Annotated in this window: 19 protein-coding genes; 12 read left to right on the top strand and 7 right to left on the bottom strand. The window is 66.8% G+C overall.

Annotation, left to right across the window (positions count from 1 at the left end):
• Nucleotides 1-739 (top strand): amidohydrolase (locus tag FJY88_02800; protein ID MBM3286268.1); only part of this gene is annotated, 739 nt, incomplete at its 5' end.
• Between the two features lie 22 nt (nucleotides 740-761).
• Entirely contained in the window at nucleotides 762-1187 is a 426-nt protein-coding gene (locus tag FJY88_02795) for a hypothetical protein (protein MBM3286267.1), read from the top strand.
• Here the strand turns inward: FJY88_02795 and FJY88_02790 are convergent.
• Genes FJY88_02790 through FJY88_02780 form a run of 3 tightly spaced genes read right to left on the bottom strand, consistent with a single transcriptional unit; the run spans nucleotide 1158 to nucleotide 4661 of the window.
• A complete protein-coding gene (locus FJY88_02790) occupies nucleotides 1158-2333 on the bottom strand; it encodes a glycosyltransferase family 4 protein (protein ID MBM3286266.1) in 1176 nt (391 codons plus the stop codon). The two genes, FJY88_02795 and FJY88_02790, sit on opposite strands and share 30 nt — an antisense overlap.
• The gene (locus tag FJY88_02785) at nucleotides 2303-3610 is read right to left on the bottom strand and encodes a flippase (GenBank protein ID MBM3286265.1); all 1308 of its coding nucleotides are present in this window, start codon (nucleotides 3608-3610) and stop codon (nucleotides 2303-2305) included. Before FJY88_02785 ends, FJY88_02790 begins: the two co-directional genes overlap by 31 nt.
• A 4-nt stretch (nucleotides 3611-3614) precedes the next feature.
• Entirely contained in the window at nucleotides 3615-4661 is a 1047-nt protein-coding gene (locus FJY88_02780) for a hypothetical protein (protein MBM3286264.1), read from the bottom strand.
• Nucleotides 4662-5003: 342 nt separating this feature from the next.
• Between FJY88_02780 and FJY88_02775 the strand changes: the two genes are divergently transcribed.
• Nucleotides 5004-6545, top strand: a complete 1542-nt coding sequence (locus FJY88_02775) for a hypothetical protein (GenBank protein MBM3286263.1) — start codon at nucleotides 5004-5006, stop codon at nucleotides 6543-6545.
• A 90-nt stretch (nucleotides 6546-6635) separates the two neighbouring features.
• Here the strand turns inward: FJY88_02775 and FJY88_02770 are convergent, their stop codons facing one another.
• Entirely contained in the window at nucleotides 6636-8249 is a 1614-nt protein-coding gene (locus FJY88_02770) for a WD40 repeat domain-containing protein (GenBank protein ID MBM3286262.1), read from the bottom strand.
• A 13-nt stretch (nucleotides 8250-8262) separates the two neighbouring features.
• Entirely contained in the window at nucleotides 8263-11517 is a 3255-nt protein-coding gene (locus FJY88_02765; GenBank protein MBM3286261.1) for a hypothetical protein, read from the bottom strand.
• A gap of 304 nt (nucleotides 11518-11821) precedes the next feature.
• Here FJY88_02765 and FJY88_02760 point away from each other — a divergent pair, with 304 nt between their 5' ends.
• The 8 genes from FJY88_02760 (at nucleotide 11822) to FJY88_02725 (ending at nucleotide 22946) form a co-directional block, all read left to right on the top strand.
• The gene (locus FJY88_02760) at nucleotides 11822-14116 is read left to right on the top strand and encodes a hypothetical protein (protein ID MBM3286260.1); all 2295 of its coding nucleotides are present in this window, start codon (nucleotides 11822-11824) and stop codon (nucleotides 14114-14116) included.
• Between the two features lie 219 nt (nucleotides 14117-14335).
• Complete coding sequence (locus FJY88_02755; GenBank protein ID MBM3286259.1) at nucleotides 14336-16102, top strand: hypothetical protein; 1767 nt, start codon at nucleotides 14336-14338, stop codon at nucleotides 16100-16102.
• Nucleotides 16103-16112: 10 nt separating this feature from the next.
• Complete coding sequence (locus FJY88_02750; protein MBM3286258.1) at nucleotides 16113-16763, top strand: hypothetical protein; 651 nt, start codon at nucleotides 16113-16115, stop codon at nucleotides 16761-16763.
• A 119-nt stretch (nucleotides 16764-16882) separates the two neighbouring features.
• Nucleotides 16883-17758, top strand: a complete 876-nt coding sequence (locus FJY88_02745) for a DMT family transporter (GenBank protein ID MBM3286257.1) — start codon at nucleotides 16883-16885, stop codon at nucleotides 17756-17758.
• Nucleotides 17759-17948: 190 nt separating this feature from the next.
• The gene (locus FJY88_02740) at nucleotides 17949-19070 is read left to right on the top strand and encodes a DUF362 domain-containing protein (protein ID MBM3286256.1); all 1122 of its coding nucleotides are present in this window, start codon (nucleotides 17949-17951) and stop codon (nucleotides 19068-19070) included.
• Nucleotides 19071-19100: 30 nt separating this feature from the next.
• Nucleotides 19101-20648, top strand: a complete 1548-nt coding sequence (locus FJY88_02735) for a hypothetical protein (GenBank protein ID MBM3286255.1) — start codon at nucleotides 19101-19103, stop codon at nucleotides 20646-20648.
• A 112-nt stretch (nucleotides 20649-20760) separates the two neighbouring features.
• Nucleotides 20761-21792, top strand: a complete 1032-nt coding sequence (locus FJY88_02730; protein ID MBM3286254.1) for an LD-carboxypeptidase — start codon at nucleotides 20761-20763, stop codon at nucleotides 21790-21792.
• Nucleotides 21789-22946 (top strand): ATP-dependent 6-phosphofructokinase, encoded by a 1158-nt coding sequence (locus tag FJY88_02725; GenBank protein ID MBM3286253.1) that lies wholly within the window; start codon nucleotides 21789-21791, stop codon nucleotides 22944-22946. The genes FJY88_02730 and FJY88_02725 overlap by 4 nt, the downstream gene beginning before the upstream one ends.
• Nucleotides 22947-22951: 5 nt before the next feature.
• Here FJY88_02725 and FJY88_02720 read toward each other — a convergent pair whose 3' ends face one another.
• Nucleotides 22952-23533, bottom strand: coding sequence for a hypothetical protein (locus tag FJY88_02720; protein MBM3286252.1), 582 nt, complete (start codon nucleotides 23531-23533; stop codon nucleotides 22952-22954).
• A 128-nt stretch (nucleotides 23534-23661) separates the two neighbouring features.
• Here FJY88_02720 and FJY88_02715 point away from each other — a divergent pair, with 128 nt between their 5' ends.
• Nucleotides 23662-26013 carry a T9SS type A sorting domain-containing protein gene (locus FJY88_02715; GenBank protein ID MBM3286251.1) on the top strand — a complete coding sequence of 784 codons (2352 nt, stop codon included), beginning with the start codon at nucleotides 23662-23664 and terminating at the stop codon, nucleotides 26011-26013.
• A gap of 57 nt (nucleotides 26014-26070) precedes the next feature.
• Here the strand turns inward: FJY88_02715 and FJY88_02710 are convergent, their stop codons facing one another.
• On the bottom strand, nucleotides 26071-26928 hold the full coding sequence (locus tag FJY88_02710; GenBank protein ID MBM3286250.1) for a deoxyribonuclease IV: 858 nt from the start codon (nucleotides 26926-26928) through the stop codon (nucleotides 26071-26073).
• Between the last annotated feature and the right edge of the window lie 39 nt (nucleotides 26929-26967).

The following is a 26967-nucleotide window of genomic DNA, read 5'->3' as shown; positions in this document are numbered from 1 at the left end:
CGGGATCTTCGACGGCGACCGCCGGCCCGACGCGATCTTCGCCCTTCACGACCAGCCCGCCGTCCTCTGCGGCCAGGTCGGCTACCGGCCGGGCCGCTCCTCGGCGAACGTTGACGACTTCAAGATCCGGGTCCTCGGGAGAGGGGGCCACGGCGCCTACCCGCACCGGGCGATCGATCCCGTCGTGATCGCCGCCGAGATCATCCTCGCCCTGCAGACCGTCGTGAGCCGCGAGATCGATGCCGCCCGGCAGGCGGTCGTCACCGTCGCGGCCGTTCATGGGGGGACATCGAGCAACGTGATCCCGGAGGAGGTCGAGCTGCGCGGCACTGCGCGAAGCCTCGAGCCGGATGTGCGCGAGCAGATCAAGACGGCCGTGATCAGGACCGTCAGGGGGATCGCCGCGGCGCACGGGGCCCCGGAGCCAGAGGTCCTCTACTCGTTCGGCACGCCCTCGGGATACAACGATCCCGCGCTGGTGGACGAGACGCTTCCGACGATCATCCGCGTCATGGGGCAGGAGAACGTCATCCTGGCCGAGTCGGGAATGGGAGGGGAGGATTTCGCCTACTTCCAGGCGGAGATCCCGGGATTCATGTTCCGCCTGGGAGTGGGCCGTCCCGACAGGACGATGGCCGTCCACAACCCGGCATTCGATCCGGATGAAAGCGCGATACCGATCGGGATCCGGCTAGTGTCCGAGATCCTCTGGGACTACATGGCGCGGCATGCAGAGTAGGCGATCCGATCAGCCATCTTTCATGACCCGCGTCCGCTCGCTGCAGATCCTATGGTCGATCTTGCCCGCCTGCGTCTGGAGCCTCGACTATGCCCCGGGGTGGATCCTTGACGATGGGAGCCGCGGTGATGTCGGAATCGCCGTCCTGTGCTTGATTCTCGCGTGGGCGGTCGCGACGGCGATCTCGCTCCTCCGGCGGGGAACCGTTGCGGCGGCCGGAGAGCCATCCGCTCTCCTCTTCACCACGGCCGCAGTCTATCTGCTGGCTGGAGCGGCCTTCCTGGCGGCACTCGGGCCGGGAATCGCGGGAAGCGCCCGAGGGTTCGCGAGGGCGGCCCTCGGTGCCTTGATGATCACGCCCGCCTGGCTCGGCCTGACGATCCTGCATCCCGCCGCCCGAACCGCGGCCGTCGGAATCCTACGAGCGATCGGCCGACGTCGTTCCTGACCCCCCGCACCCGAGGACCGATCGATAGGCGTCGAGCGCGAGCCTCGCGGCGCGATCCCACGTGTAGAGAGCGGCTCGCTCGAGTCCGCGCCGGCGAAGATCGGAAGCGACGCCGGAGTCGCTCAAGATCTGGAGCATCCCCTCGGCAATCGCTTCGTCCGACGCCGGGTCGACATAGCGGGATGCGTCGCCCAGGACCTCGCGGGTAACCGGGAGATCCGAGACGAGCGTGGGCGTCGCGCAACGCATCGCCTCGACCGGCGGCACGCCGAACCCCTCATAGAAGGAAGGGAAGACGAGAAGATCGGCCGCAGAGTAGATGGCCGGAAGCTCCGCGAGAGGCACGTAGTCGAGGAACAGAACTTCGCTCTTGTTCCGCATCGCATCGACCGTCTCGAAGATCGGCGAGTACTTCCATCCCCTGCCGCCGACGACCGCGAGTCTGTGGGGAATTCGTCCCTCCTGCTTCAGGAGGTCGAAGGCGCGCAGCAGGCCCGCCAGGTTCTTGCGCGGCTCGAGCGTTCCGACGAAGAGGATGTAAGGACCGGCGAGGTTGCGTCCCCGGAGGATGGCGCTGCGCTCCGGAGAGTCCTCGACCGGCGCATAGAGGTCGGCGGGGGCCGGCGGAACGACGAAGATCCGCTCCCTCTCGAATCCGAGAAGCGCCACGATCTCCTCGCGCACCGTCTCGCTCACCGTCAGGATCGCGCGCGCCCTTCGCCCCACGACCGGCATCAGAGGTCTCGTCAGGAGCCTCTTCTTCCAGGTGAAGTACTCGGGGTGGAGGAAGACCGACATGTCGTGAAAGGTGACGACGAACGGATGGGAAGAGAAGACAGGCGCGTTGAAGTTCACGTAATGGACGAGGTCGGGTTTCTCCTCGCGGATCAGCGAGGGAAGCAGAAACTGAAGCCACGGAGCCCGCATCGGGAAGAGGCGCCTGTCCACCCAGCGGGCGCGGGCGGGTCGATCCCCGTCGAAGACCGGCTCGCGGTTGCTGAAGAGGATGATCTCCTCGATCCCTCCCGTCTTCGCAAGCGCCCGCACGAGGAACTCGACGTGATAGCCGATCCCGCTCTTCGCGCGGGCCAGGGGCGTCGCGTCGATGCCGAGCCTCACGCCATCCCCCCGGCCGCGGCGCTCCATCCCTCCTCGTGGCGCGCCAGGCGCTTCCGGACCGTGGCGAAACAGAGCGCGAAGAGGATTCCCTCCGTCGCGACGGTCGCGATGGCCGCGCCGATCCCCCCCAGGGACGGAATCAGTGCTAGGTTCAGGCAGACATTGACGAGAACGCACGCGCCCGCGAAGATCGCGTTCCACTTCTGCCCGCCCAGGGCCACGAGGAAATGTGTAAGTGCATAGTTGAGGAAGATGAAGAGGATGGCCGGTGAGAGGGTCCGCAGGACCGGCACCGCGCCGGCGTAGGCCGATCCATAGAGCAGCCGCAGGCCCGGCTGAGCCAGCAGGAGCGAACCGGCGACGATCCCAGTCGCGAGGAGGAGCATCCAGCGCAGGCTGTTGCGATAGACTCGGCGCATCTGATCAAGGTTCCTGCGAGTCGCTTCCGCGAAGGCCGGAAAGAGGGCCGCCAGGAAGACCGCCGGCAAGAACATGAAGCTCTCGAGGATCTTGTAGGCGGCGCTGTAGGCTCCGACCACTTCATCCCCCTTCATCCTCTCCAGGAAGAGAACGTTGATCCTGAAGTAGAGGATCGAGAGGAGGATCGCGATGCCGATCGGCGCCGCCTCCCTGATCGCCTTCCCTGCCGGCGCCTCGATCGCGCGCTCCGCGAAACCGGCGTGGCGCCTGAGAAGTCCGAGCGCAACCATGCAGGTGAGGGCCTCGGCGGCGAGCAGTCCGATGCCGAGCCCCGTGATCCCCTTCCCGCCGACGAGCAGGAGAATTCCCAGGCCGGTTCCGACGACCATGTTGAGGATGTTGAGCCAGGCCTCCTCCCGCAGGGACTGGATCCCCCTGAAGAAGTAGTTCCACAGCTCGTTCCAGGAGTGGAGCAGCGCGACGAGCGTCAAGAGGACGACGAACGCCCGATCCTCGATCGGACGCGGGTAGAAGAAGAACGCCGCCGCGAGGAGAAGCAGGACGCAGCCGGTGAGGCCGAGCTTCGCGCGAATCGCCTGTCCGAGGACCGCGGCGCGCGGCGACTCGGCCCTGGCCACCTCGCGGGACAGGAACATCTGCAGGCCGAAGTCCGACGCGTTGGCGAGGATGCTCCCGAAGGCGAAGGCGAAGGCGTAGAGCCCGAATCCCTCGGGGCCGAGGACGCGCGCGGCGACGATCACGAGGAGGACGCGCCCCGCCTTGACGATCAGCTCGGAGACCGCCTTGACGCGTATGTTCGTCGCGACCAAGCGGCTGAATCCGAAGGTCTCGAGGAAGCGCTCGCGCAACGTCGGGCGGAGCATCCCGTCACGCGCCCGTCCGCCCCTGCCCCGATTGCGCCGCCAGCCGCCTTTGGGCAAGCACCCCGGGAAGGCTGAGGAAGAGGATCGCGAGTATGACGAGCGCCGCCCCGGCGAGCTGATGCGCGCTCGGCACGCGCATCCTGAAGAGCAGGGCGAGCGTGAAGGAGGCGAAGACCCCCGCGAGGACGCTCGAGGAGCGGTTCACCGGGATGCAGAATGTGTTCTCGCGGCGATCGAGGAAGATCAGCGTGCCGAAGATGCCGGTGCCCTGCGAGAAGATGCCCGCCAGCACGATGTAGAAGATCGCCGCCCCTCCAGGCAGCCCGACGAAGCCGGCACGCACCAGCTCGGCCATCTCCCCGCGGCCCAGCAACGCAAAGAGCGCCAGCACGGCCATGAGGAAGGGCGTCGCCACCATCTGCTCCTCGACGAAGTAGCGGACGTTGCGCGTCGCGTCGGCGGACTTCGCGATCCGGCTCATGAACTGGAAGCGGACGAAGTAGGCGAGCAGATAGGCCGCCACGTCGATCGCGCAGATGACCGAGATCGCATACCCCCCCTTCTCGGCGAAGGCGACGATCAGCGCGGCGAGGCTCAAGAACATCCCGGTCGCCGAGAACCAGCGCACCTTCCGGCGATTCAGGGCATCGACGATCGGCCCGAGGATGAGCACGCCGCCGCGCATGAGGAGCATCACGAAGACGATCGAAACGCCGGTGAAGGTGTAGGCGAGATTCGTCGTCACGATGACGAGCGCCGTGCAGACGCCCGAGAGCGCGGTCCAGAGGGACGGGAAGGGGATCTGGGCCCCGAGCACGCGCCGGCGCCCCGGGTACTTCCACCACCCGATGAAGGTGATGAAGAGGAACATGGAGACGAGGGACGAGGCGACCTGGAGCGGTTGCATCGTCATGCCGTCGAGCTTGCCCGTAAGCCCCGGGAGGATCCCGTCGGCGGTTGCGCGCACGAGTCCACTGTAGGGCCAGTAGCAGGCGAAGTATCCGAAGGCCATCCACCAGATTGGGATACGGGGCGCGGGGTCGCGGTCCATGTCTCCTCCCGTGCGGGTCGCTTCGTGCCGTCCGACGGAAGGGCGAGCCTACACGATCGAGATGTGGGGCGAAAGCGGATCCGATCGCGCATCCAGGAGCAGATCCTTGGGATCCCGCCCGGGGATCGGCATACGCTGCCCGGCGCTCGGTTCGCGGGGCCCGGGGGCGCGACCACCACGCGACCACAAGCGACTTGAGCGTCGCTTCGGGGATCCTTAGGATCAACCGCGCGGGACCCGAAGCGAGGCCATCGGGCGATGAAGCCGCCTCCCTGCTGATCGCGCGGATCCTTGAACCGGTGCGGCCGCGGAGAGAGGCCGCCCATTGACAGCGAGGAACAGATGACCGAGACCGAGACCGCCGCGCCCCGCCGGGGGTTTCTCGCGTGGGTCGAACGGGCCGGGAACGCGCTCCCGGACCCTGTCTTCCTCTTCTTCGCCCTGACTGCCATCCTGGCCGTGCTGAGCGAGATCGCCGCGCGGGCCGGGCTGTCATCGAGGCACCCCGCGAACGGAGAGGCCGTGGCGGCGGTGAGCGTCTTCTCGGCCGCCAACCTCCAGCGGCTGCTCGTCGACATGCCGACGACCTTCACGCACTTCCACCCTCTCGGGTACGTCCTCGTTGTGATGCTCGGGGCGGGCGTCGCCGAGCGCTCCGGCCTCTTCGGAGCGGCGATGCGGGCCGCGGTGCGCCGGGCGCCATCGGCGCTGCTCACCCCTGCAGTCGCCGCGGCGGGGATGATGGGGAATCTCGCCGCGGACGCCGCCTACGTGGTCTTGATCCCGCTCGCCGGGCTCATCTACGCGGCGGCGGGGCGACACCCGCTGGCCGGCATCGTCGCCGCCTTTGCGGGAGTCTCCGGCGGCTTCTCCGCAAACCTGCTCGTCGGACAGCTCGACGCGCTCCTCTTCGGCATCACCGAGACGGCGGCCGAGCTCTTGAATCCGGCCTGGGACGCGAACATCGCGGGGAACTGGTGGTTCATCGCCGCTATGTTCGCGTTATTCCTCCCGGTGATCTGGATCGTCACCGACCGCGTGGTGGAGCCTCGACTGGGCGCTTGGACCGGAGGCGCGACGCCCGACGGGCACGAAGGGCAGTCCGGCCCCTTGACCCGCGAGGAGCGCCGGGGGCTTTGGCGGGCCGGCGCGGCGGCCCTCGCCGTGACCGCCCTCTGGGTCCTTCTGCTCGTGGGCCCTGGAACGCCTCTCGTGGACGAGGACGCGGCGGTGGCCCAGGGGCGCCTCTCTCCGCTTTACCGTTCCCTCGTCGCCGGGTTCTTCCTCCTCTTCCTGGTGTGCGGCTGGGCCTACGGCGCGGCTGTCGGCGCGATCCGCGGACATCGGGACGTCGTCAAGATGATGGCCTCGTCGATGTCTCTGCTTGGCTACTACCTGGTGCTCGCGTTCGCCGCCGCGCACTTCATCGCCTTGTTCAACTGGACGAATCTCGGCTTGATCCTCGCGATCGAAGGCGCGGAGGCGCTGCGGTCGACCGGCGCGCCGGCCCCGGTGCTGCTGGCCGGGATCGTGCTCCTCTCCGCGACGGTGAACCTGCTCATCGGTTCGGCGTCGGCCAAGTGGGCGCTCCTCGCTCCGATTCTGGTCCCGATGCTCATGCTGCTCAACGTGAGCCCGGAGATGACGACGGCCGCCTACAGGATGGGTGACTCCACGACGAACATCGCCACGCCTCTCATGGTCTACTTCCCGCTCATCCTGAGCTTCTGCCAGCGCTGGCAGCCGGGATACGGGCTCGGCTCATTGCTCGCGAACATGCTTCCCTACTCGCTTTGGCTCCTGATCGTGGGCCTGGCAATGACCGTCGCCTGGGTGGCGCTCGGCATTCCACTCGGCCCGGGCGCGGGGATCGCGTATCCCTGATCCACTGAGGAGATCGCCGGCCACTCGAGCAGGCGACGCGGCCTGCGGCGGACTGGCGCAGGGCGGCTCTGCCCCGGACGAGACTAACGCCTACCGAATCCGGGCGACACGAATCGGGGCGGCGCCCGAGGCCGCGCCCCAAATGAAGTAGACTCCCGCGGGCGCTTCCCGTCCCGCTTCGTCGCGACCGTCCCAGAGCGCGGGCGCGCTCCATCCCCCGTCGGCGCGCTCGCCGCGTCTGGGTCCGCGAACCGTGCGGATCAGGCGCCCATCCGCGCTCCAGATGGACACGAGCGATCCCGCTCCCGCGATCCGCAGGGACTCTCGGAACGGATTCGGCGCCGCCCGGAAGCTCTGCGTTCCGCCGAGATCGTCGACCGCCGCGGGACTCGAGACATCGATCGCCATGACGAATCCGCCGCCCCCAAATTCGCGGGCGTGGACCTCCTTCCCCCCCGCCAGAAGGAAGCACCCGTTCTCGCTCAGATCGACGCTCATGCATGAGCCGACACCGGCGATCGCGTCATCCCCGATGGTCCAGAGGGGAATCGAGGAGCCGCGCTCGTACACGCTGACCACGTTCCCGACCGTCCCGCCCGAACGACCCCACGAGGCCGCGGCGATCTTCGCGCCGTCCGGCGTCACGGCCACCGAATGGACCTCGTCGCCGAAGGAAGCGTCCGTCCAGAGAGGGGTCGAGCTGGATCTGTCGTAGACGACCACGCGGCCGCCGGTCGGGTTCGTCCATGTCCCGGCGACGATCGTCGTCCCATCGCGCGAGATCGTGAGGGCGGTCACCCAGGTCGTGCTGGGAATCGAGTGGGACCAGTCCTGCACGTAGTCCGCTCCGTTCCAGCGATAGAGGCGGACCGTCCTGCTGAAGCCTCCGGTGACGAGATAGAAGCCGTTATCCGAAAGCGCCGCCGAGGTCTGGGTTCCCCCCGGGATCGCGACGGAGTCGCGCAGGGCGCCCGTCGCGGCGACCCAGACCTTTGCGAATCCGCGGATGTTGGCCGCGACGAGGAGTCCGTCGCCCGAGACAGAGACGCCCTCGGGCGGAGCGGGCAGCGGCCGCGCGAAGCGCAGCGCGCCGGTCGCGCCGTCAAGGACGCGGATCTCCCCCCCAAGGCCGGATGGATCTCCCCCGCCGAAAGCGAGGGTCGCATCATCGTCCGAGACGGCGCACTTCATCCCGACGTAGGGCGGCGCGAACCAATCCGTGAAGATCGGATCGGAGGAGCCGGCGCCGAACACGAGCAGCGACTCGTTCCTCGCGGCGGTGGCGAGTCGATCCCCCGAGAAGTCGGCGTCGCACGCGATCTGGAACTCCGCGAAGGGCAGAGGATGCTCCCACTCGGGATCGCCGGCGCCGCCGGGCACGCGGTAGGCCGAGACCCTCATGCCGTTGAGCCACCATCCCGCGATCCCGTGCGCGCCCAGGCCCGTGATCGCGACATGTTCGGCGATCGCGCTCCGGTGATTCCGGTCGATCCAGATGTACTGATTCACGCCGCGCGTGCCCGCGGCCGCGGGCGGGATGTCCGCATCCGCTGGGGGGATATCGCACAGGGTGATCGTCCGCGCCCATCGAGCGCCGTCCGGACCGACAAGCGTCTCCTGCCGGATCTCGGGGGCCGCCGGCGCCGCGGCCACGAGGACGAGATGCAGAAGGCAGAAGGTCGATGCGATTGTCGTGCCGTCCACAGGCTCCTCCAGATCAGTGAAGCAGGACGATCCGGAAGACGCGGCTCGTGCCGCCGTGCCGGAGCCGAAGCAGGTAGATGCCTGATCCCACCTGCGTGCCGAAGTCGTTCCGCCCGTCCCAAAGGATTCCGTGCGAGCCCCGCCTCACGGGCTCATCAAGCAATCTCCTGACCAGCCGGCCCTGGACATCGAAGATGTCGAGCCTCACGGGGCCGGCCATCGGCAGATGACAGAGGATCATGGCCTCGCGCCGGATCGGGTTGGTGACCGTGATCTCGGGAGCGGCGGGGGGTGGACGGTGATACCCCGGCAGGCCGTGGGCCTGCAGCCACGCGTAATCGTCCCAGGTGATCAGGTCATCCCGGTTGAGATCGCCGATGTAGAGGGGCTCCTCGAGCTCGAAGGCCTCGTTCCAGATCAGGAAGTCATTCTCGTCCACATCCCCGTCGGCGTCCTCATCGGGGCTCGTAACCGAGTCGTAGGCGCGCAGTCGCCCCACGCCATCGGCTCCGTAGTCGAGGTTCAGGACCACGACCTCTCCCCCGGCGACGCGGTGCGATCCGCCCACGTTCAGTCCGTCCGTCCAGAACAGATTCCCCTGCTCGTCGCTGGGCCCCTCGGGAGCGAGGCCAAGACGCGGATTCGGGCAGTTCCGGATATCCATGGAGATCCTCTCGGCAGGCCAGCCGGCCACCGGGTCCCCTTCCGCCGTCCGCAGGCTCACCTCCACCGTGTATCGCCAGTCGGGCGGAGCGGTCTCGTTGTTGGGGCTCCTGCACACGCGGACGGGGAACGCGCATCGCAGGGGATGCGGCAAGTCGATCATGTCGGTCGCCTGCTCCACTCCGCCGACATACGCGCGGGATGGGATGACCGGTCCGACGTAGTACTCGGGAGAGGCCGACCCCCCGCTGTCGAAGCCGACGGACACCTCGTCGGCGTCGAATGTCAGGTCTCCCGGAACGGAGTCGTTGTAGATCCCCATGACGAGTTGGCCGTCGTACCAGACCCGCGTGCCGCCCGCCATCAGTCCCGCGCCGATGTCGGACCAGGATCGCGCGCTCGAGCCGAAGCGCAGGACGGTGTGCGTCGCGTCGGTCGAAAGCGTCGTTCCGTCGACGCTCAGCGTCGCCACGCCGACGGCGTCGGCTTGACGGAGGACGACGATGTAGGAGTCCGTGCCGTCATCGATCGCGTAGGCATAGGTCCCCGGATTGGCATGGGAAATCGAGGCAACCTCGAGCGTCGGCCCGTCCGACACGAGGTAGGGATCGAGGATCGCGATGACATTCGGGTTGAGCGCGGCGGCGAAGTTGACCGAGAGCCGGGGATGGGGCGGCCAGCTCTCGTGCACGGGATCGATCGACTCGACCGTGAGGGGCGAGGCGGGGACCGGCCGAAGGAAAGTCATGTCGGCGGCCGTCTCGGCCATGACGCTCCTCGCGCGATCGCGACTGACGACCGACATCGTCGCCTCCTCCGCGCCGTGCCAGTAGAAACGGGACTCCCAAGCGTTGCTCCCCGCGAAGTCCAGGTCGTCGTAGATCAGGACGAACGGCGGCCGCCCTTCGGTGCGCGGGATCACGAGGAACGACCTCCGCGCCCGGTCCACCAGGGGAGAGGACCAGTTCCAGCCCGCCACATCGTCTCCGATCACGAAGCTCGGCGCGCTCGCCGCGCCGACCAGATGCCGGATCAGCGCTCCGCGGGCCTCGAGGGTCGGCTCCCGCCACGCTTGCCCGGGCGCGCGGATCATGCGGGCGTTGTGGTATCCCGCGCCGAAGGAGCGGAACCCGCTCTCGTAGGCGATCGCGTGCTTGTTCCAGTAGTAGAGGTAGTGATTGGTGTCGTTCTGCCGGTGCCCCTGATGGCCGCCAATCGTCCATCCCGGCGGAAGCTGGCACTCGAAGGTCAAAAGCCAGCCGTTCGGGTCGCTCACCAGCCTCCCGTCCTCGATCGTGAGCGCCTCCTCGCGGAAGTAGACGATCCCCCGTCCGGTGAAAGCGCGGCTCGGGCGCAGGGACTCGTAGAAGGCGCCGGGCGGGATCGAATCCTCTGGCCATCCGAGCAGCGCGTCCACCGCGCTGCGATTGACGTCGATCGTCCAGTCTCCCGTCGGACGGAGGACCTTCGAGAAGAGGCACGCGTTCCCGTTCGGAGAGTCGGGATCGAACGGCTGAGCCAGGTAGCTTCCCCACTCCACGGGAGGATACTGCGTCAGGAAGAGGAGCTTCGCGCCGCTGGGGCGATCCGGAGTCCCGAAGGCCATGAGCCAGGGATAGGGCCTGAACGGCGTGTTGTTAAGGTCCCACCCGGGACGGTCGGTGTCGTTGATCGGTGTGCCGGCCGCCGGGTCGAAGGGAAGCTGCTCATAGCAGAGCCAGGTCCCCGCCTGCTGGACATTGCGCTGCCGGACGTTGACCCGCTGGTTCGCGGGAAGGTGGACGAGGCGGTCGGTCGCGAGGCCGAACGGAAGCGAGGTGTTGAGCCCGTACATGCTGTAGAAGACCCCCTCGAACCCCGCGCCGCAGTCGCCGAACCCCCAGTCGAAGTAGTCGATGACGCGACCCGTCGCCTGCGTCAGCCAGCTTCGGCGGTACGATTCCTGCTGCGGCTGGCAGTGCGTTTCGAGGGCGAGGCAGGCCAGTCCCCTGCCTCCGAAGCAGACGGCTATGTGATTGTTGTCCTTCAAGCCCGTCGCGATGTGGTCGTAACTCTGACTGTCCAGGAGATAGAGAAGATCCTGGATGCTGCCGGATCTCTGGGCGGCGGTCATGTCCTGGTAGAGCCAGTCGAAGGCGAGGGCCCAGCCGGCGAGCAGCTCGCCGGTGTTGAGGTCGGTGTTGTATGGATCGACGGAAGTGAACCACATCGGATAGCCGGTGGCCCGCAGGTGATCGAGGGTCTTGCATGCATGATCGAGGTAGGCGTTGTCGTACGGCTCCGCCCTGCGGAGGAGATGGGCCATCGCGAGCGTCTTGATGTTGTGGTAGAAGGCCGTCTGATGATCGACGAAGCGCAGTCTCCAATCGTAGCTGCCGATCGGGAATCGGCAGAGACGCTCCGCGGCGACGACGATGGAGCGATAGGCCAGGACGGACGCGCGCTCGCGCTCGGACCATGTCTCCCAGGATCCGGAAGGATGGGTCAGAGCGTGCAGGTCCTGATTCAGAACGATCAGGCGGGGATGGTCCGGCACCTGGGCATGGCAGGCGAGCGGACGGATCGCGGCGAGGAGCCCGATGAGCAGAATGGCATGCGTTGTCACCGCTCGGACCTCATCTTGAGCGCCCCGGGACCCAGTCGGACCGGGGGCTCGATCGGCCAGGTGCATGTCGGTCTCGGCGAGGCCGACCACCTTTGATTTTACCACCGGACGGCGAAGGTCGGCTACGGGACGCCTCCCCGCCTCGTGACGGCCGTTTCGCCCCTGCGCTATGGATGCGCGTTTACTTCCTGTAGAATTGTGATCGGCTGGCCCCATCGGGGTCAGTGGTCGGGGCCACGGGTCAGAGGCCGGACACCAGCGGTCAGAAACCGGGAACCACCGGTCGGCCGATCGGAGATGCGTCATGATCAGCACTCCTGCCTCGCATCGCGCAGGCTCCACTCCCGTGGTCTTCTTGTGGTGCGCGCCGCTTGCCTGGCTCGTTTGCTTCGCGGCCGCCGCGCCCGCAGGGGCCGTGCCTCAGTGCGTAGACTATGAGGACACGTTCCGATTCCTCGGCGCTGTGGACCTTCCGGACTACGGCAAGGACGTGACGGTCGCCGGCGATCTGGCCTATGTGATCTCCAGCGTCCCCTGCGAGAGCTGCGTGGGAAGGCTCGATCTCTTCGACGTGTCGACGGCGGGCCAGCCGGGTGCCGGGCCGAGGATCCAGGGCGGAATCGAGATCCCGGGTGGACCGGTCGCTGTCGCAGTCGTCGGGGAGAGAGCCTATGTCGGGTCTTCGGGCGGCCAGATCCACGTCATCGATGTCTCGGATCCCCTCGCTCCCAGCCTCCTGACCTCCCTGCCGGCCGGGAAGGTCCGCGACCTCGCGGCGACATCGGATCTCTTGCTCGGGGCGTTGGAGTCGGGGCTCCAGATCTATGACCTCGCCGATCCCGATTCCGCCGCCGGCGTGGGAAGCCTGGCGTTCGCGGGCGGCGCCAGATCCGTCGCGGTCTCCGGGACGCTGGCCTTCGTCGTGTGGGGGGGATTCGGCAGCGGCGGATCGGGTCTCTCAATTGTAGATGTCGCGGAGCCTGCCCAACCTCGATTGCTGAGTTCGATATGGTCCAGCGGAGTCGCGTCTGTTGTCGCGGTCTCGGATGGACGGGCCTATCTCGGCGGGGGCTTTCGCTATGGGAGCCTGGACGGATTCCTCGATGTGATCGATGCGCGCGATCCGGCGCATCCGGCGCTCGAGGCTTCGCTCGACGGCCTGACTCTTCCGATCAGCGGCATCGCGGTCGCAGGGGACGCGGTCTATGCCACCGCGGCGGACCCGTGGTACTTCACCGGCAGCTTCTACGTCGTCGACATGAGCGACTCCTCCGGGCCGATCCTCGTCCATGACAGGCCCCTCGAGTTCCCGTCGTTCGCTCCGTTTGTCGCGGATGGGATCGTCTTCTTCTGCGAACATCGATTGACGGGCGGCCTGCGATTCGCGGCCGCGCCTGGCGATGTCAGTCCAAGGGCGCTCAGCATCGTCCCTTGGTCCGTTCCGATCTACTCGGTCGACGCGCAGGCGAACCTGGCCTATCTGACCGACTCATCCCCCGCCCTCAAGGTCATGAACCTCTCCAACCCGGCCAATCCGTTGCAGATCGGTACGCTGGCGACGCCCGCGCGGGGCGAAGTCGTCGAAGTCCATGGGAGCTACGCATACGTCGGCTATCTGATGCGCGCCATGAGCGTGATCGACGTGTCGGTCCCGCAGCTTCCTCGCATTGTCGCGACAGTGTCGGCCGCAAGCGGCGTCATGGACATGGCGGCCGGCGGATCGTGGCTCTACACCGTGGGCTGGAACGGCACGCGGACAATCGACATCGCGAATCCCCTCGCTCCCGTGGCCCGCGGCTACCTGCCGATCGCCGGCCACAAGATCGCCGTGGATGGGAGTCACGCCTACGTGCTGGACGGCTACAGCATGAGCGTCGTGGATGTGGCCAACCCGGCCGCTCCGACGCTTGTGGGCGCTCTTCAGACGGACGCCGCGAGATCGCTGGCGATCGCGGGCACGCACGCCCTTGTTGTCGATTGGCGCGGAGTTCAGATCATCGACGTGGCCGACGCCGCTAATCCGGTCGAAGTGGGACGGATCGATGGGATCGAGGATCTGGATGCCGTGGAGATCTGCGTCCGCGACGACCATGTCTATCTCGCTCGCGACAGGCTGGCGGTCGTTGACATCGTCGATCCGCTCCAGCCGGCGCTCCTCGGCGAGAGCGAGACGCAGGTCAACGCCTGGCCGCGCGATGTCGCCGTGGGCGACCAGTTTGTCCTGATCGCTGGGGAGAATCTCAGGGTCTTCCCGCTGCAGTGCTCGACCCGTGAAGGGAAGGGACATCCCTCACGCGACTGGTCCCCCATTGCGCGGGTGGCCCCGAATCCGATGCGGGACGAAGCGGGGCTCGAGCTGCGCCTCGATCGGGCGGGCTCGGGTGCCGCCCCCGCCTCGATCCACGCCCGAGTGCTCGATGTGGCCGGCCGTCAGGTGGCCCGCCTGGCCGATGGACAGATCGAGGCCGGCGCCCATCTGCTGCGCTGGGACGGCAGGCGGGATTGCGATGGCCGGCCCGCGCCGGCCGGCGTCTACTGGATCAGGGTCGATGCGGCCGGGATGCCGCCCACGACCGCACGGGTTGTGAAGCTGCCGTAGAGACGAGCGGGCGCGGCCCCGTCCTGCCCGGCGAGCTGCTCTTGGCTGACTTCCGGCACAGTACGAGATGCCCTAGTGCGTCGCTCTCTCCTGGCTGCTATGCTGACAAGCGTTGGGGCCAAGACCGACATGTAGGGACCCTGAAAAGGAGATGCTCGATGGGAGACAAGGGCGGGAAGAAGGACAAGGAGAAGGGCCAGAAGCAGAAGACACGCAAGCATGACGAAGAGGCGAAGAGGAAGTTGGACAAGCAATCGAAGCGTGTCAAAGCATAGAGCGAGAGGGATTGCGCACATACTGTATGAGAGGTCGCTGGCACTGATCAAGATTGCACAGTCATCAGCGAGGGGCAGAATCCCACGCGCTCCAGCGCTCGTCTCATTCGATCCTGTGGTTCCTGCAGAATCCGTCCGTGTTGCCATGGATGCAGCCACAAGGAGGCTGCCCGCCATGACACTGCGCCGCCCTTCGGCTCAAACACCCCGGCCAGCCGCGGCTCTCCGTTTGACTCTGCTCGCCGTGGCCATGGGGACGTTCCTTATCGCCTCCACGGGCCGCGCGCAGGAGCCGGTGCAGGGGAGAATCCTGGACCAGGATCTTGCTCAGGGTCAGGGAATCAGCGTGCTTCACGTATGGGGCTCGCACTACGACATGGGCTACGCCCACGGCTATCTGCTGGCCGACTGGATCGAACTGGCCGGCACGGAGATGAAAACGACCTTCAGCGCCTATTGGCCCTCCATTCGCGGGCGGGTGTCGGGTTGGACCTTCCTGCCCGTTGAGGCCGAGGAGGAATTCCAAGGGATCCTCGACGGCCTCCGCGCGCTTCATCCGTCGACGACCCTGGATCTCCTGGACCTGAAGGCTTGCTGCACTTTCGGCGATTGGTCGTACAGCTTCGCCTGTCGCTCGACCGCCTGCTGGGGCGGCTATGTCGAGCCGCCCTACACGACGCTGTCGGCCCGCAAGCTGCAGTTCTACACCCTGCCCAGCGGGATCACCCAGCAGTGGCATCATGTGATCTGCGCCTGGGAGCCTGACGACGGGACGCCCGCCTGGGTCAACTTCGGATTCCCCGGCTACGCCAGTAGCGTGACCGCGGTCAACGAGTACGGGACGGTGGCCTCGCTACACGACTGGAACTCCTCCTCGGGGACGAACTGGGCCAATGCGCTTCCCCGGACCATGGCCTGCCGCTGGGTTCTGACGATGGACCTGGGGAGCGACCCGATGACGCATCTGCAGACGGCCTTCGCATCCCTTCAGCCTTTCCGCGCGGCCACCGGAGGGTTCCTCAACTATTACGTGCCCGAGGGAGGCGCGGGGGTCATCAAGACCTCGAAGAACCAGGGGTTCTACGCCGTGCGCCTGCCCATGCCCGAGTACATGAACGGCCAGTCGATCAGCACGAACAACAGCGACATCTCAGGCGCCTTCGGCATCGAGCCCTGGGACGCCTATTACCAGACGCTGGATCCAGGCGTGGGGATACGCGCGACCATGGAGGGACTCTGGGCGACCGCCTGGCAGAGCACCGACATGCACATTGTCGAGATCGGTTTCCGCGAGCGAGGGGACATGACCATCTGGTTCACGGGGCGACTGCAATCCTCGAACCTGGACAAGGTGATCTGGGAGTGGAGCGACCTGTTCCGAGATCCTGCGACCGCTGACGAGAGGCCGGACGCGGAGCGGTCACAGATCCGGCGCCACCCGTTTCCGAATCCCGCGGGCCACGCCGAGGTCACGATGGCCTTCGAGGCCCCGAGCATCGATCTAGGGAAGATCCCGACTCTGGAGATCTTCGACTCCTCGGGCAGGCGCGTCCGTGCCCTGAGTCGCTGCGCGCGAGGAGAGGAGCCCGGCGTGGTCGTCTTCCGCTGGGACGGGCGCGATGACCACGGGCGACAGGTCGCCGCCGGCGTCTATTCCTGCCGCGTGCTCGGGTCGGACGAACCGGCGCGCGTCATCTGGATCGAGAGGTGATCCTCGAAGCTTGGAGTCTTTGAATCACTCCGCTCGGCGATGCCTGACTCACGGCGTCGGTGCGCTCCTCGTCTTCCTCTACGTCGGCGCCGCGCAGGCTCAGACCACGGGATCGAGTCCGTCGCGGCTGCGGATCCGCCCGTTCTTCGAGAGCGGCGGTTTCGTTGGAGCTGAGACCTCGGTGAAGTACTACCAAGAGTCGACCTACCGGCTCCACGGGGAGATCGGAGTGGACGTGACAAGGAAGACCGCCGCGGGTGCCACCGGTCCCACTGTCGGCTTCGGAGTCACCGCGACCTTGGGCAGGGACGACGGACGACTGGGATTGGGTCCGAGGTTGACCTGGCCCGTACATCCGCGCTGGGCTCTTCAGGCCACGGCGGGGCCCGCCTGGAGCAGCAAGGAGGAGTCATCGGGGAGCACGGACCTGGGGTGGCAGATCCGAACCGGTCTCCTCTACAAGAACACGGTCTCTCTCTCCGTTCTTGGGCAGACGTTTCCGTACAGGGAGCCGTTCTCCGGCGACACGTCGAAGCGCTTGTCCTCCATCTACGCAGGCGCCATGCTCCACGGCCGCGTCGGGGCGACCACATCGGTCGTCGTCTGGGGAGCGCTGGCGGCGCTGATAGTCGTGATTCTGACAAGCGGAGCCGCCTACTGACCCGGACCCGCCGATCCAGGTAGCGCCCGCAGAACCGACGCGCCCTCGGCCTTCCCTCCACCTATCGTCACGGCCGCCATGCCTCTATGATCCCTTGACGGGAACGGGGAGGGATCGCGGTGGGGGAAGCCTTCGCTCTGGGGTGCGCGGTATTCTGGGCCTTCGCGGTGATTCTGCTGAAGCGCTCGGGCGAGACGGTCTCCCCCGTTGCCCTGAACCTCTTCCGCGTGACTTTCAGCCTGCCCCTGCTCCTGGCCACGACTCTGATCGTGCGGGGGCCCGACCTGCCGCCGGTTCCCCCCCGCGACTACCTGGTTCTCGTGGCGAGCGGCATTCTGGGGATCGTGATCGCCGACACGCTCTTTCACAAGAGTCTGAACATGGTCGGCGCCGGAGTCACCGCGATCATCGATACCTTCTATTCGCCGATCACGGTTCTCCTGGCATTCCTGACGCTCGGCGAGCGGATCGGCGCGCGCGACCTTGTCGGGATGTGCCTGATCATGGGCGCGGTCCTCTTATCGGCCACTCTCACACCCCCGCCGGATCGCTCGCGCAAGCATCTGATCGAGGGAGTCGCGCTGGGCATCCTCGGTCTCTGCTTTCTCGCCCTGGGAATCGTGGTCGCCAAACCGGTGCTCGGGCGCTGGCCGGTTCTCTGGGTCGCGACCGTGAGACAGGCGGGCAGCGCCGCCGTCCTCCTCGCGTTCGCGATCGCCTCCGCGCGCAGAAGGGAGTACCTGGGGGTGTGGCGGCCGACGCATGTCTGGCGGCGCATGGTCCCGGCGACCGTCCTCGGCTCGTATCTGTCGCTGATGCTATGGATCGGGGGCATGAAGTACACGCTGGCGAGCATCGCGGCCATCCTGAACCAGTCCTCGACAGTCTTCATCCTGATCCTGTCGGTCATCTTGCTCCACGAGCGGCTCACGAAGCGGAAGATCGCCGCGACCCTTCTGGCCCTTGTCGGAGTGCTCCTTGTCAGCCTCCGCTAGATCCGTTTGATCGCATCTGAGACGCTCGCCTTGCGCCTCCGCTCTTCGGGTTGCAATCGCGCGGCCCACAGGCCGATAATCAATCAACAGTGGCGCGCCGGGCAGGATCCCGCACCGCCCCCCGCCCGGCGTGTGGGAGCGGGCAACACGCGGAATCGTCACAACGAGAGAGGAGATCGCAGAGATCGCAATGGCCAAGCCCATCGTCGCCGCGTTGAAAGCGCGCCCCGAGACGATCCTCGACGACATCCGGCGTCTGATGGACCTCGCGCGCGTGCGTGAGGTTCTGGACCCATCGAAGACCACCATCCTGAAGGACAACATCTCCTGGCACTTCCCCTTTCCGGGCGCCAACACGACCCCGTGGCAGCTCGAGGGGACGATCCTCGCGCTCCGCGCGGCGGGATTCGAGGATCAGGTCTGCGTCCAGAACAAGACGGTCGTCACCAACGCGTTCAAGGGAGAGGATCTCAACCACTACGTTCCCCTCTTCCACGAGTACAAGGTCCCCGTCCTCTACAACTTCAAGCCCGAGGACATGAAGTGGGTCGTCTATAGGCCGAAGGCGCCGATGCTCGTCCTGGACCGCATCTATCCCGAGGGGATCACGGTTCCGGACTACTTCTTCGGCAAGAACATCGTTCATCTGCCGACGGTAAAGTGCCACATCTACACGACGACGACAGGCGCAATGAAGAACGCCTTCGGCGGACTCCTCAACACCAAGCGCCACTACACCCACTCCTGGATCCATCAGACTCTCGTCGATCTTCTCGCCATCCAGAAAGAGATCCACTCGGGCATCTTCGCCGTCATGGATGGAACCACGGCGGGAAACGGGCCGGGGCCGCGCACCATGTTCCCGGAGATCAAGAATTGGATGCTCGCTTCCGCGGATCAGGTCGCGATCGACGCTCTCGCCGCGCGGATGATGGGGTTCGATCCGATGTCGATCGACTACATCCGGATCGCGCACGAGAAGGGGCTCGGCTGCGGCGACCTGCGGGACGTCGAGATTGTCGGCGACGGCGCCTTGGCCGAGTCGTGGGGATTCCAGGTCGGAGACAACGGCGCGAGCCGCGTGGGCGACCTGCTCTGGTTCGGGCCGCTGAAGCGTTTCCAGAACTTCTTCTTCCGCACGCCCTTGGTGAATGCCTTCATCCTGGGCAGCGAAGTCTATCACGACTACTACCGCTGGCCGGCGCGCGATCGGAAGGTCTTCGAGCGGTGGCGCGAGACCACCCCGTGGGGACGCCTGTTCGACGAGTACGCGCGGCGCGGCTCTCCCGCGGTGGGCCAGGGCGCGCGCTAGGCGGAGCCCCAGGGCGCATCCGTCGATCGCATGAAGGAGCAGCCGGCCGACTCTCCCACCCGCCTGCTGGGCGCGGTTGCCGTCGCGCTTGGGCTGGCCTATATCGGCGCCTACATCGCGATCGCGCTCTCGCGCATCGGCTATCCGTTCGAGCTGGAGTGGATGGAAGGGGGCGCGGTCGATCACGTCGGGTGGATCCTCGCGGGGAGACCGCTCTACGGAGCGCCCTCGCTCGCCTTCATCCCCTACATCTACACCCCCTTCTACTTCTACCTGGCCGCCCTGATCTCCCTTGTGACGGGAGTCGGATTCCTGCCGCTGCGGCTCCTGTCCTTCCTCTCCTCGCTCGCGATCCTGGCCCTGATCGCCCTCCTAGTCCGGCGGGAGACGCGCGGGTGGAGATTCCCCCTGATCAGCGCCGGCCTCTTCGCGGCGACGTTCCGGATCTCGGGGGCCTGGCTCGACATCGCGCGGGTCGACAGCCTCGCCATCGCCCTCCTCCTGCTCGGCAGCTACCTCTCGCTGGGCGAGCGTTCGCCTCGATGGCTTCTTCTCGCCGGCCTTTCCCTCGGTCTGTCCTTCCTGACGAAGCAATCGACCCTCCCCGCCATCGGTGCGGTCGTCCTGGCGATTCTCGTCGCCGATCCGCGGCGCGGCCTGATCCTCTTGCTCTCCCAGGCCGTGCTGATCGGGGGAAGCACGCTGCTACTGAACGCGGTCCATCACGGCTGGTACAGCTACTATGTCTTCGAGCTGCCCCGCCGCCATCCGATCCTGCCCGAGGTCTATGTCCAGTTCTGGATCAAGGATCTGCTCCCGCATCTTCCGCTCGCGATCGCCCTCTCCGTTCCCTGGTTCGTTCTCTCGCGCGGCGCGGCTATCCGGGGGCGCCTCTTCTATCCCCTCTTCGCGCTCGCGATGATCGGGACCTCCTACGTGTCCCGCCTCCACGAAGGCGGGTATGACAATGTCCTGATCCCTGCCTGCGCCGCCCTGGCCATCCTCGCCGGGCTCGGTTCCCACGCGCTGATCGAATGGGGCAGGCGTACGGCCCCGCGCGCGGGGGCGATCGCGCCGAGCCTGCGCGGGAGGGCGGTCCCGTCTCTCTGCTTCCTGGCGTGGATCGTCCAGCTCGCGATCCTCGTCTACTCCCCGGGGAAGCAGATACCGACGAAGGAGGATGAAGCTCAGGGACGGCGCTTGATCGAGATGATCGCCCGGGTCGATGGAGAGGTCCTCATGCCGAGCCACGGCTATCTCGCGGCGCTGGCCGGCAAGGAGACGCACGCGCAGGGAATGGCCGTGCTCGACGTCCTTCGGGCGGAGAAGGGGCAGATCCGGCAGCGGCTCCTGGAGGAAATGCACGACGCGATCCGGTCGCGCCGATTCGGCGCGGTGATCATCAACCTGGTCAGGCTTCGGGGATCGCATCTGGACTATGGCGGGCTCCCACGCATCGCGGACCACTACGAGAGCCAGCGGCGCGTGTTCAACGACGAGACCAGCTTCTGGCCCGTGACGGGGATGCCGACCCGGCCGGAGTTGTTCCTCGTCCCGAAGAGAACCGGCGAGCGCTGAGCACGAGCGGTTTGACGACGGTCGACCGCTCGCCGTCCGAGGATGTTGGGGAGCATCCTTGCGCCTCTCCCCTCTGCTGCGCGACGCTCAAAGACGGTGGTAATCTCCCGCCATGCGGAGAGTCGATCCACCCTTGCTAGGACCCGGCGCCCGTGTCGCGGTCACGGCGCCCGCAAGCCCCGCCCCGAGGGAGGCGCTCGAGGCCGGGATCGAGCGTCTTCGCCGGTTGGGATTCGAGGTCGTGGTCGGGACGAGCTGCGGCATCCATGACGGGGTCTGGGCCGGACCGGACGCGAGTCGCGCGCGCGAGCTGAGGGAGTTCCTTCTCGATCCGTCCATCGGGGCGGTCTTCGCTGCGCGGGGCGGCGTGGGCTGTACGAGGTTGCTGGAACTCCTCGAGGATCTCCCCCAGGGCACGCCCCCCTGCTGGATCGTGGGGCGAAGCGACCTGACGGCGCTTCACCTCTTCTTCTGGGGACGCTTCGGCTGGACAGGGCTCTCGGGTCCGATGATCGCGACCGACCTCGGCGGAGGGGCTCCGGAGCCGCTCGTGACGAGGATGTTGCGGATTCTCCGCGATCCCCGGCCGCTCGGAGCGATCGGCGCGCTCGACCCGCACGGCGCCCTCGACCCGCACGGCGCCCTCGACCCGCACGGCTCGGCCGAGGCGCACCCCTTGGCGGCATGGCGGAGCGGCTCAGCCGAGGGACCGCTCATCCCCGCGAACCTCTCGCTTCTCTGCTCCCTCGTCGGAACCCGCTTCCTCCCCTCGCTGCGCGGCGCAATCCTCGTCCTCGAGGAGATCGATGAACCGCCCCAGCGCGTGGACCGGATGCTGACGCAGATGCGATCCGCGGGCGCCCTCGATGGACTGGCTGGACTTGTGCTCGGGCAGTTCACGAACTGCGTCCCGAGGGACGGCGCTTCCGGAGCGGAGGCGCTCGCCGCCGTCCTTCATGATCACGTCGGTTGCCTGGGAGTCCCGTCGATCGCCGGATTCCCCTACGGACACGAGAAGGTGTTTCAGCCTCTCCCCGTGGGGCTCGAAGCCAGGATCGAGACCGATCCACCATGTCTCACGTTGCTCGAAGGACCGACGGGGACGGCGCATGAAGCGCCGTCGACACAAGGAGGGGACGAATGAGCCGGCTCAAGCGGATAGGCGTTCTGACGGGCGGAGGCGATGTCCCTGGTTTGAACGCCGCGATCAGGGCCCTGACGCTGCGCGCAGCCGATGATGGCTGCGAGGTCCTCGGAATCAAGCGCGGCTGGCTGGGGCTCCTGGAGATCGACACCGCGAGGCCGGACGGGGCATCGGTGATCCCCCTCGATCGCACTCGGGTCCGCACCGTCGACCGCCACGGAGGGACCTTCCTTCACACATCCCGCACCAATCCGGCCAAGGTCAAGCGCTCCGAGCTTCCCGCTCACCTGGAGGGGGCCGTCCCGCCGGATGCGAAGACGGCGGATCTGACCGACCATGTCCTGGCCGTCCTCAAGGCCTTGCGCCTCGACGCGCTCGTCGCCATCGGGGGGGACGACACGCTGAGCTACGCTGTCCACTTGAACAAGATGGGCTTCCCCGTCCTGGGGATTCCCAAGACCATGGACAACGACGTTCCGGGGACCGACTACTGCATAGGCTTCTCCACGGCCGTGACGAGGAGCGTGAATTTCCTCATCGATCTGCGCACGCCCGCCGGCTCCCACGAGAGGATCGCGGTGGTCGAGCTCTTTGGGCGCTACTGCGGTGAGACAGCGCTCTTCACCGGATTCCTCGGCAGCGCCGACCGTACCGCGATCTCCGAGGTTCCCGTCGATCTCGGAAAGCTCTCTCGCTTCCTTTGCGAGGACCAGGACTGCAATCCGAGCCACTACGCGATCCTCGTGATAAGCGAGGGGGCGACGCTGAAGGGTGGATCGAGGATCGAGAGCGGTTCGCCGGATGCGTACGGGCACATGAAACTGGGCGGAATCGGCGATCTTGTCGGCGCGGAGCTGGAGAGGATCACGGGCAGATCGGTGCTCGTGCAGCGGCTCGCCTATCTGATGCGGAGCGGTCCTCCCGATTCGGTCGATCGGATGGTCGCGACGAACTTCGCCCAGCTTGCCTATGCCAGACTCCAAGAGGGGAAGCGCGGCGAGATGGTCGCCCTGCGAGACGGGTGCTACGCCGTCGTTCCGATCGAGACGGCGATCTCCGGAAAGAGGGCCGTGGATGTGGCCGCCTATTACGATGCGGAGAACTACCGGCCGCGGATCAACTCCAAGATCGGCCTGCCGATGTTCCTGACCTAGCGCGCCTAGGAGAGCCGGCGCGCCTCTTCCTGGAGGCGCCTCCGGTATTCCTCGTCCGTGCCCGCAGGCGGGGGCCCCGCGGCCGTCGGCGCCGCCCGCGCCGCTCCCGAGGTCGCTTCCTTCCCGCTGTCGGAAGGCCGTCTCGCCGTCCCCATTCGTCGGCGGAAGACCGTCGCGATCGCCGCGAGCCCGATCGCGATCGCCGCATACGGTACCCAGTAGGCGGCGAGGTTGAATCCCCTCTTCTTGGGCTTGGCGAGGATCCGCTCGCCGTACTCCTGAACGTAGTGGTCCACGATCGCCGCGTGACCCATTCCGCCCGCGATCATCCCTCGCACCTCGGCCTGAATCCTTGGCGCGGCCCCGGAGCCATGCTGCGCGACCGTCGTCGTCCAGCAACATGGAGAGACCAGTTCGTTGAAGATCTGCTGCGCGAGCGCTTCCTGCGCGGGATCGAGGATCGGGTTCTCGGGCGCCGGCTGGGCGCGGCACGGGCTCTGCACGGCCAGGGCAAAGAGACCGAACACCACGATCGCGCGACACGGCCCCGATCTGAGGTCCCAGACCGCCACTGCCCTCCTTCTCATGCCTCCCTCCCTGCCCGGATCCTAGCAGATGGCGCTCGGGATCGTGCTGCCCCAGGAAGCCCCGCCATGGTATAATTGTGTGAGATCGACTCTCAGGAGACGCCACCACCACGCTACGAGGAGGCACCATGCCACGCCGCCCATCCGGACGAACGATCCTGATCGCCCTTCTGCTCATCCCCCTCGCGGGCCATGCCGCCATGGCGGTGCCGATGGGAAACCTCCACTGCAACGACTATCGCGGGATTCCCATAGCGCCCTACACCATCGGGACGGCGGTGAGCGTCACCGGAGTCGTCACGGCGGGCACAGGGACATTCACGTCCTCCTACACCGAGGTCTATGTCCAGGACGCGACTGGCGCCGTGATGATCTACAAGAGCTCCGTCCCCGCCACCTTCGCGATCGGCGACTCCATCACCTTCAATGGGACGATTGCTCACTACCGGGGCCACACCGAGGTCGCTCTCAACACATGGACGGTCCACGCGACGGGCCAGCCTCTCCCCGAGCCCTATACGATGAACTGCAGCCAGGTGGCGAACCAGTTCGGCCAGAACTACTGCGAGCCTCAGGAGAGCATGCTGATCCGGCTGCCCCGCGTGAGCTACACGGGGACCTGGGGTCCGAATCAGCTCGTCACCCTTCATGACGAGTCCGGGACCTGCGACATGTGGATCGACGGCGACACGGGCGTGGGGAGCCTCCCCCCGCCGCAGGCGCACTTCGATGTGATCGGCGTCCTGAAGCAGTTCGGCGGGTTCTCGCCCCCCTACACGTCAGGCTACGAGATCCTCCCGCGCCGGCAAGCCGACATCATCCCTCTTCCGGGCCCCGCCTTCACGGTGCTCCCCCACGAGACCGACATCCAGCCGAACCAGGTCACGATCGAATGGGAGACCGACTATCCTGCGGACTCGCGTCTCGAGTTCGGATACACAACCTCCTACGAACTTGGCTCCGTCTACGATCCGACGCCGGTCACTGCGCACTCGCTGACCGCCACGGGTCTCTCCCCGGCCCTCATCCACATGTATCGCGTGACGAGCGAGAACGAGGACGGCGAGACGAGCCTCCCCGGGCTGCGCTTCTGCTCAGGGAGCCGCTCCTCCGGCGAGACGCGGGTCTACTTCAACAAGAGCGTCGAGACGGCCCTGGCCCTGGGCGAGCCCGCCAACGGCAACACCGATCTTGCCGCAGTGCTGGTCGAGCGGATCGCGGCCGCGGATCACTCGATCGACGTCGCCATCTACAGCTTCGATCTGCAGTCTCCCGCCGACGCGCTGATCGCCGCTCACAATCGGGGCGTGGCGATCCGCTTCGTCACGGAGAACCGCGACCAGATGCAGCAGCAAGTCCTGCGCCTCGTCCAGGCCGGCATCACCGTGATCGACGACTCCTACGGCCCCAACAACTCGGGCGGCGGGCTGATGCACGATAAGTTCTGGGTCTTCGATCATCGCCTGGACACCGATTTCTCCGACGATTGGGTGCTGACGGGATCGTGGAACATCAACTCCGAGGGGACCTACACAGACATACAGAACATCGTCCTCATCCAGGACGAATCCCTCGCGGAGGTCTACACGGCCGAGATCAACGAGATGTGGGGGTCATCGGGCAACTCGCCCGACCCGGACCTCTCCCGCTTCGGCGCCCTCAAGCTGGACGACACGCCGAAGCGATTCAACATCAGCGGGCGGCCGGCGGCCGTCTATTTCGGCCCCTCCGACAACCAGATCGGGGCGCTCTGCGGATGGATCGGCGCCTCGGCCAGCTCGGCCCACTTCGGCATCCTCGCCTTCACGCGCGCCGATGTGAACATCGCCCTCCAGGAGAGGTTCACCTCCGTTCCCGGCTACCCCGTGCGCGGCGTCTTCGACCGCGCGGAGCAGGGCAGCCAGTACAGCCAGTACCACAACATGATCGGCACCGGGTCGTATCCGTGGGATCCCCCGGCGGACGTCTGGCTGGACGCGGAGACCGGATCGCTGCACCACAAGTACATGATCCTCGACGTAAACCAGCACTTGGGCCGCCCCATCACGGTGACCGGAAGCTCCAACTGGTCCAACGCCGCGAACAACGAGAACGACGAGAATCTGCTCATGATCGAGGACTTCCGTGTCTCGAACCTCTTCTTTCAGGAGTTCGCGGCCCGCTACCACGCGGCCGGTGGATCGGCCGATCTGACCGTCGACGCGCCGGAGGGGATCTCGGGCGCGGACTCTCCCGTGGCGGTCTTCCCGAATCCCGCGCAGGACGGGATCCGCATCCAGGTGGCCGGCGCCGCTTCCGGGCGGCTCGGCGCGACCCTGCACGATGTCTCCGGCAGGCGGATCGACCAGATGAGCATCGATGCCGCCGCAGCGGGCTCGGGGATCGAGTGGAGCCTCAGGCGCCTCGACGCGGGGATCTACTTCCTGCGGATCGAGGGAGACGGCATCAGCGAACAGAGACGAATCACGATTCTCAAGTGACGCGGGCCTCCCGCACTCGCGGGAGAGAGACTTTCCTACCCTCGGGCGCGGAGCGGCCTATCCTGGGCCGCTTCCCCGCGCCCGCGGGGAGTCGTCCATCGAGGCGAGTCTCCGCAGAAGAGCCAGGTTCCTCCGATCCATTTCGCCTTCCTTCGGCGTCTCGAGGATCTTCGGGATCCCGGCGAAGCGCTCATCCCTCATCAGAAAGCCGAAGGCGCGGGAACCGATATGCCCCTTGCCGATGTGCTCGTGGCGATCGACGCGGGAGCCCAGCTCCCTCTTCGAGTCGTTCACGTGGAAGCAGCGGAGCATCCGCAGACCGACACGGCGATCGAACTCCCGGATGACCGACGCGTATCCCTCTTCCGTCCGGATGTCGTAGCCGGCCGCGAAGACATGGCATGTGTCGAGGCAGACCCCGAGCCTCTGCGCGGCCCGGCTCCGCTCGAGGATCGCCGCCAGGTGCTCGAAGCGGTATCCGAGGCTCGTCCCCTGGCCCGCGGTCGTCTCGAGGAGCAGGAGGGTCCTCGAAGCCTCTGATCGCTCGCAGACCCAGTCCAGGCTTCGGGCGACCGCGCTCTGTCCCTCGTCCTCTCCTACCCCCATGTGCGCGCCGGGATGGAAGACGAGGAAGGGAATGCCCAAGAGATCGCACCGCCGGACCTCCTCGAGAAAGGCCGCCCGCGACTTCCGCAAGAGCTCTGGATCCGGCGAGGCGAGATTGATCAGGTAGGAGTCATGCGCCACCGTCGCCATCGGGCTCCGCGCCAGGGCGGCAGTCCAGCGGTCGACGTCCTCCTGCGTGATGCGCCGGGCGGCCCACTGGTTCGAGGACTTGCTGAAGAGCTGCACGGCGGCGCAGCGGTGGATCGCCGCCTGCTCGATCGCATGATGCAGCCCGCCCGCGATCGACATGTGTGCGCCGAGAAGCGGGGCCCGTTCTTCCCTGCAGCG

This window comes from Candidatus Eisenbacteria bacterium, assembly GCA_016867495.1.
Taxonomy (GTDB): Bacteria; Eisenbacteria; RBG-16-71-46; order CAIMUX01; family VGJL01; genus VGJL01.
The sequence above is the reverse complement of the archived record's forward strand: the minus strand, read 5'-3'. Positions and strand labels throughout refer to the sequence as shown.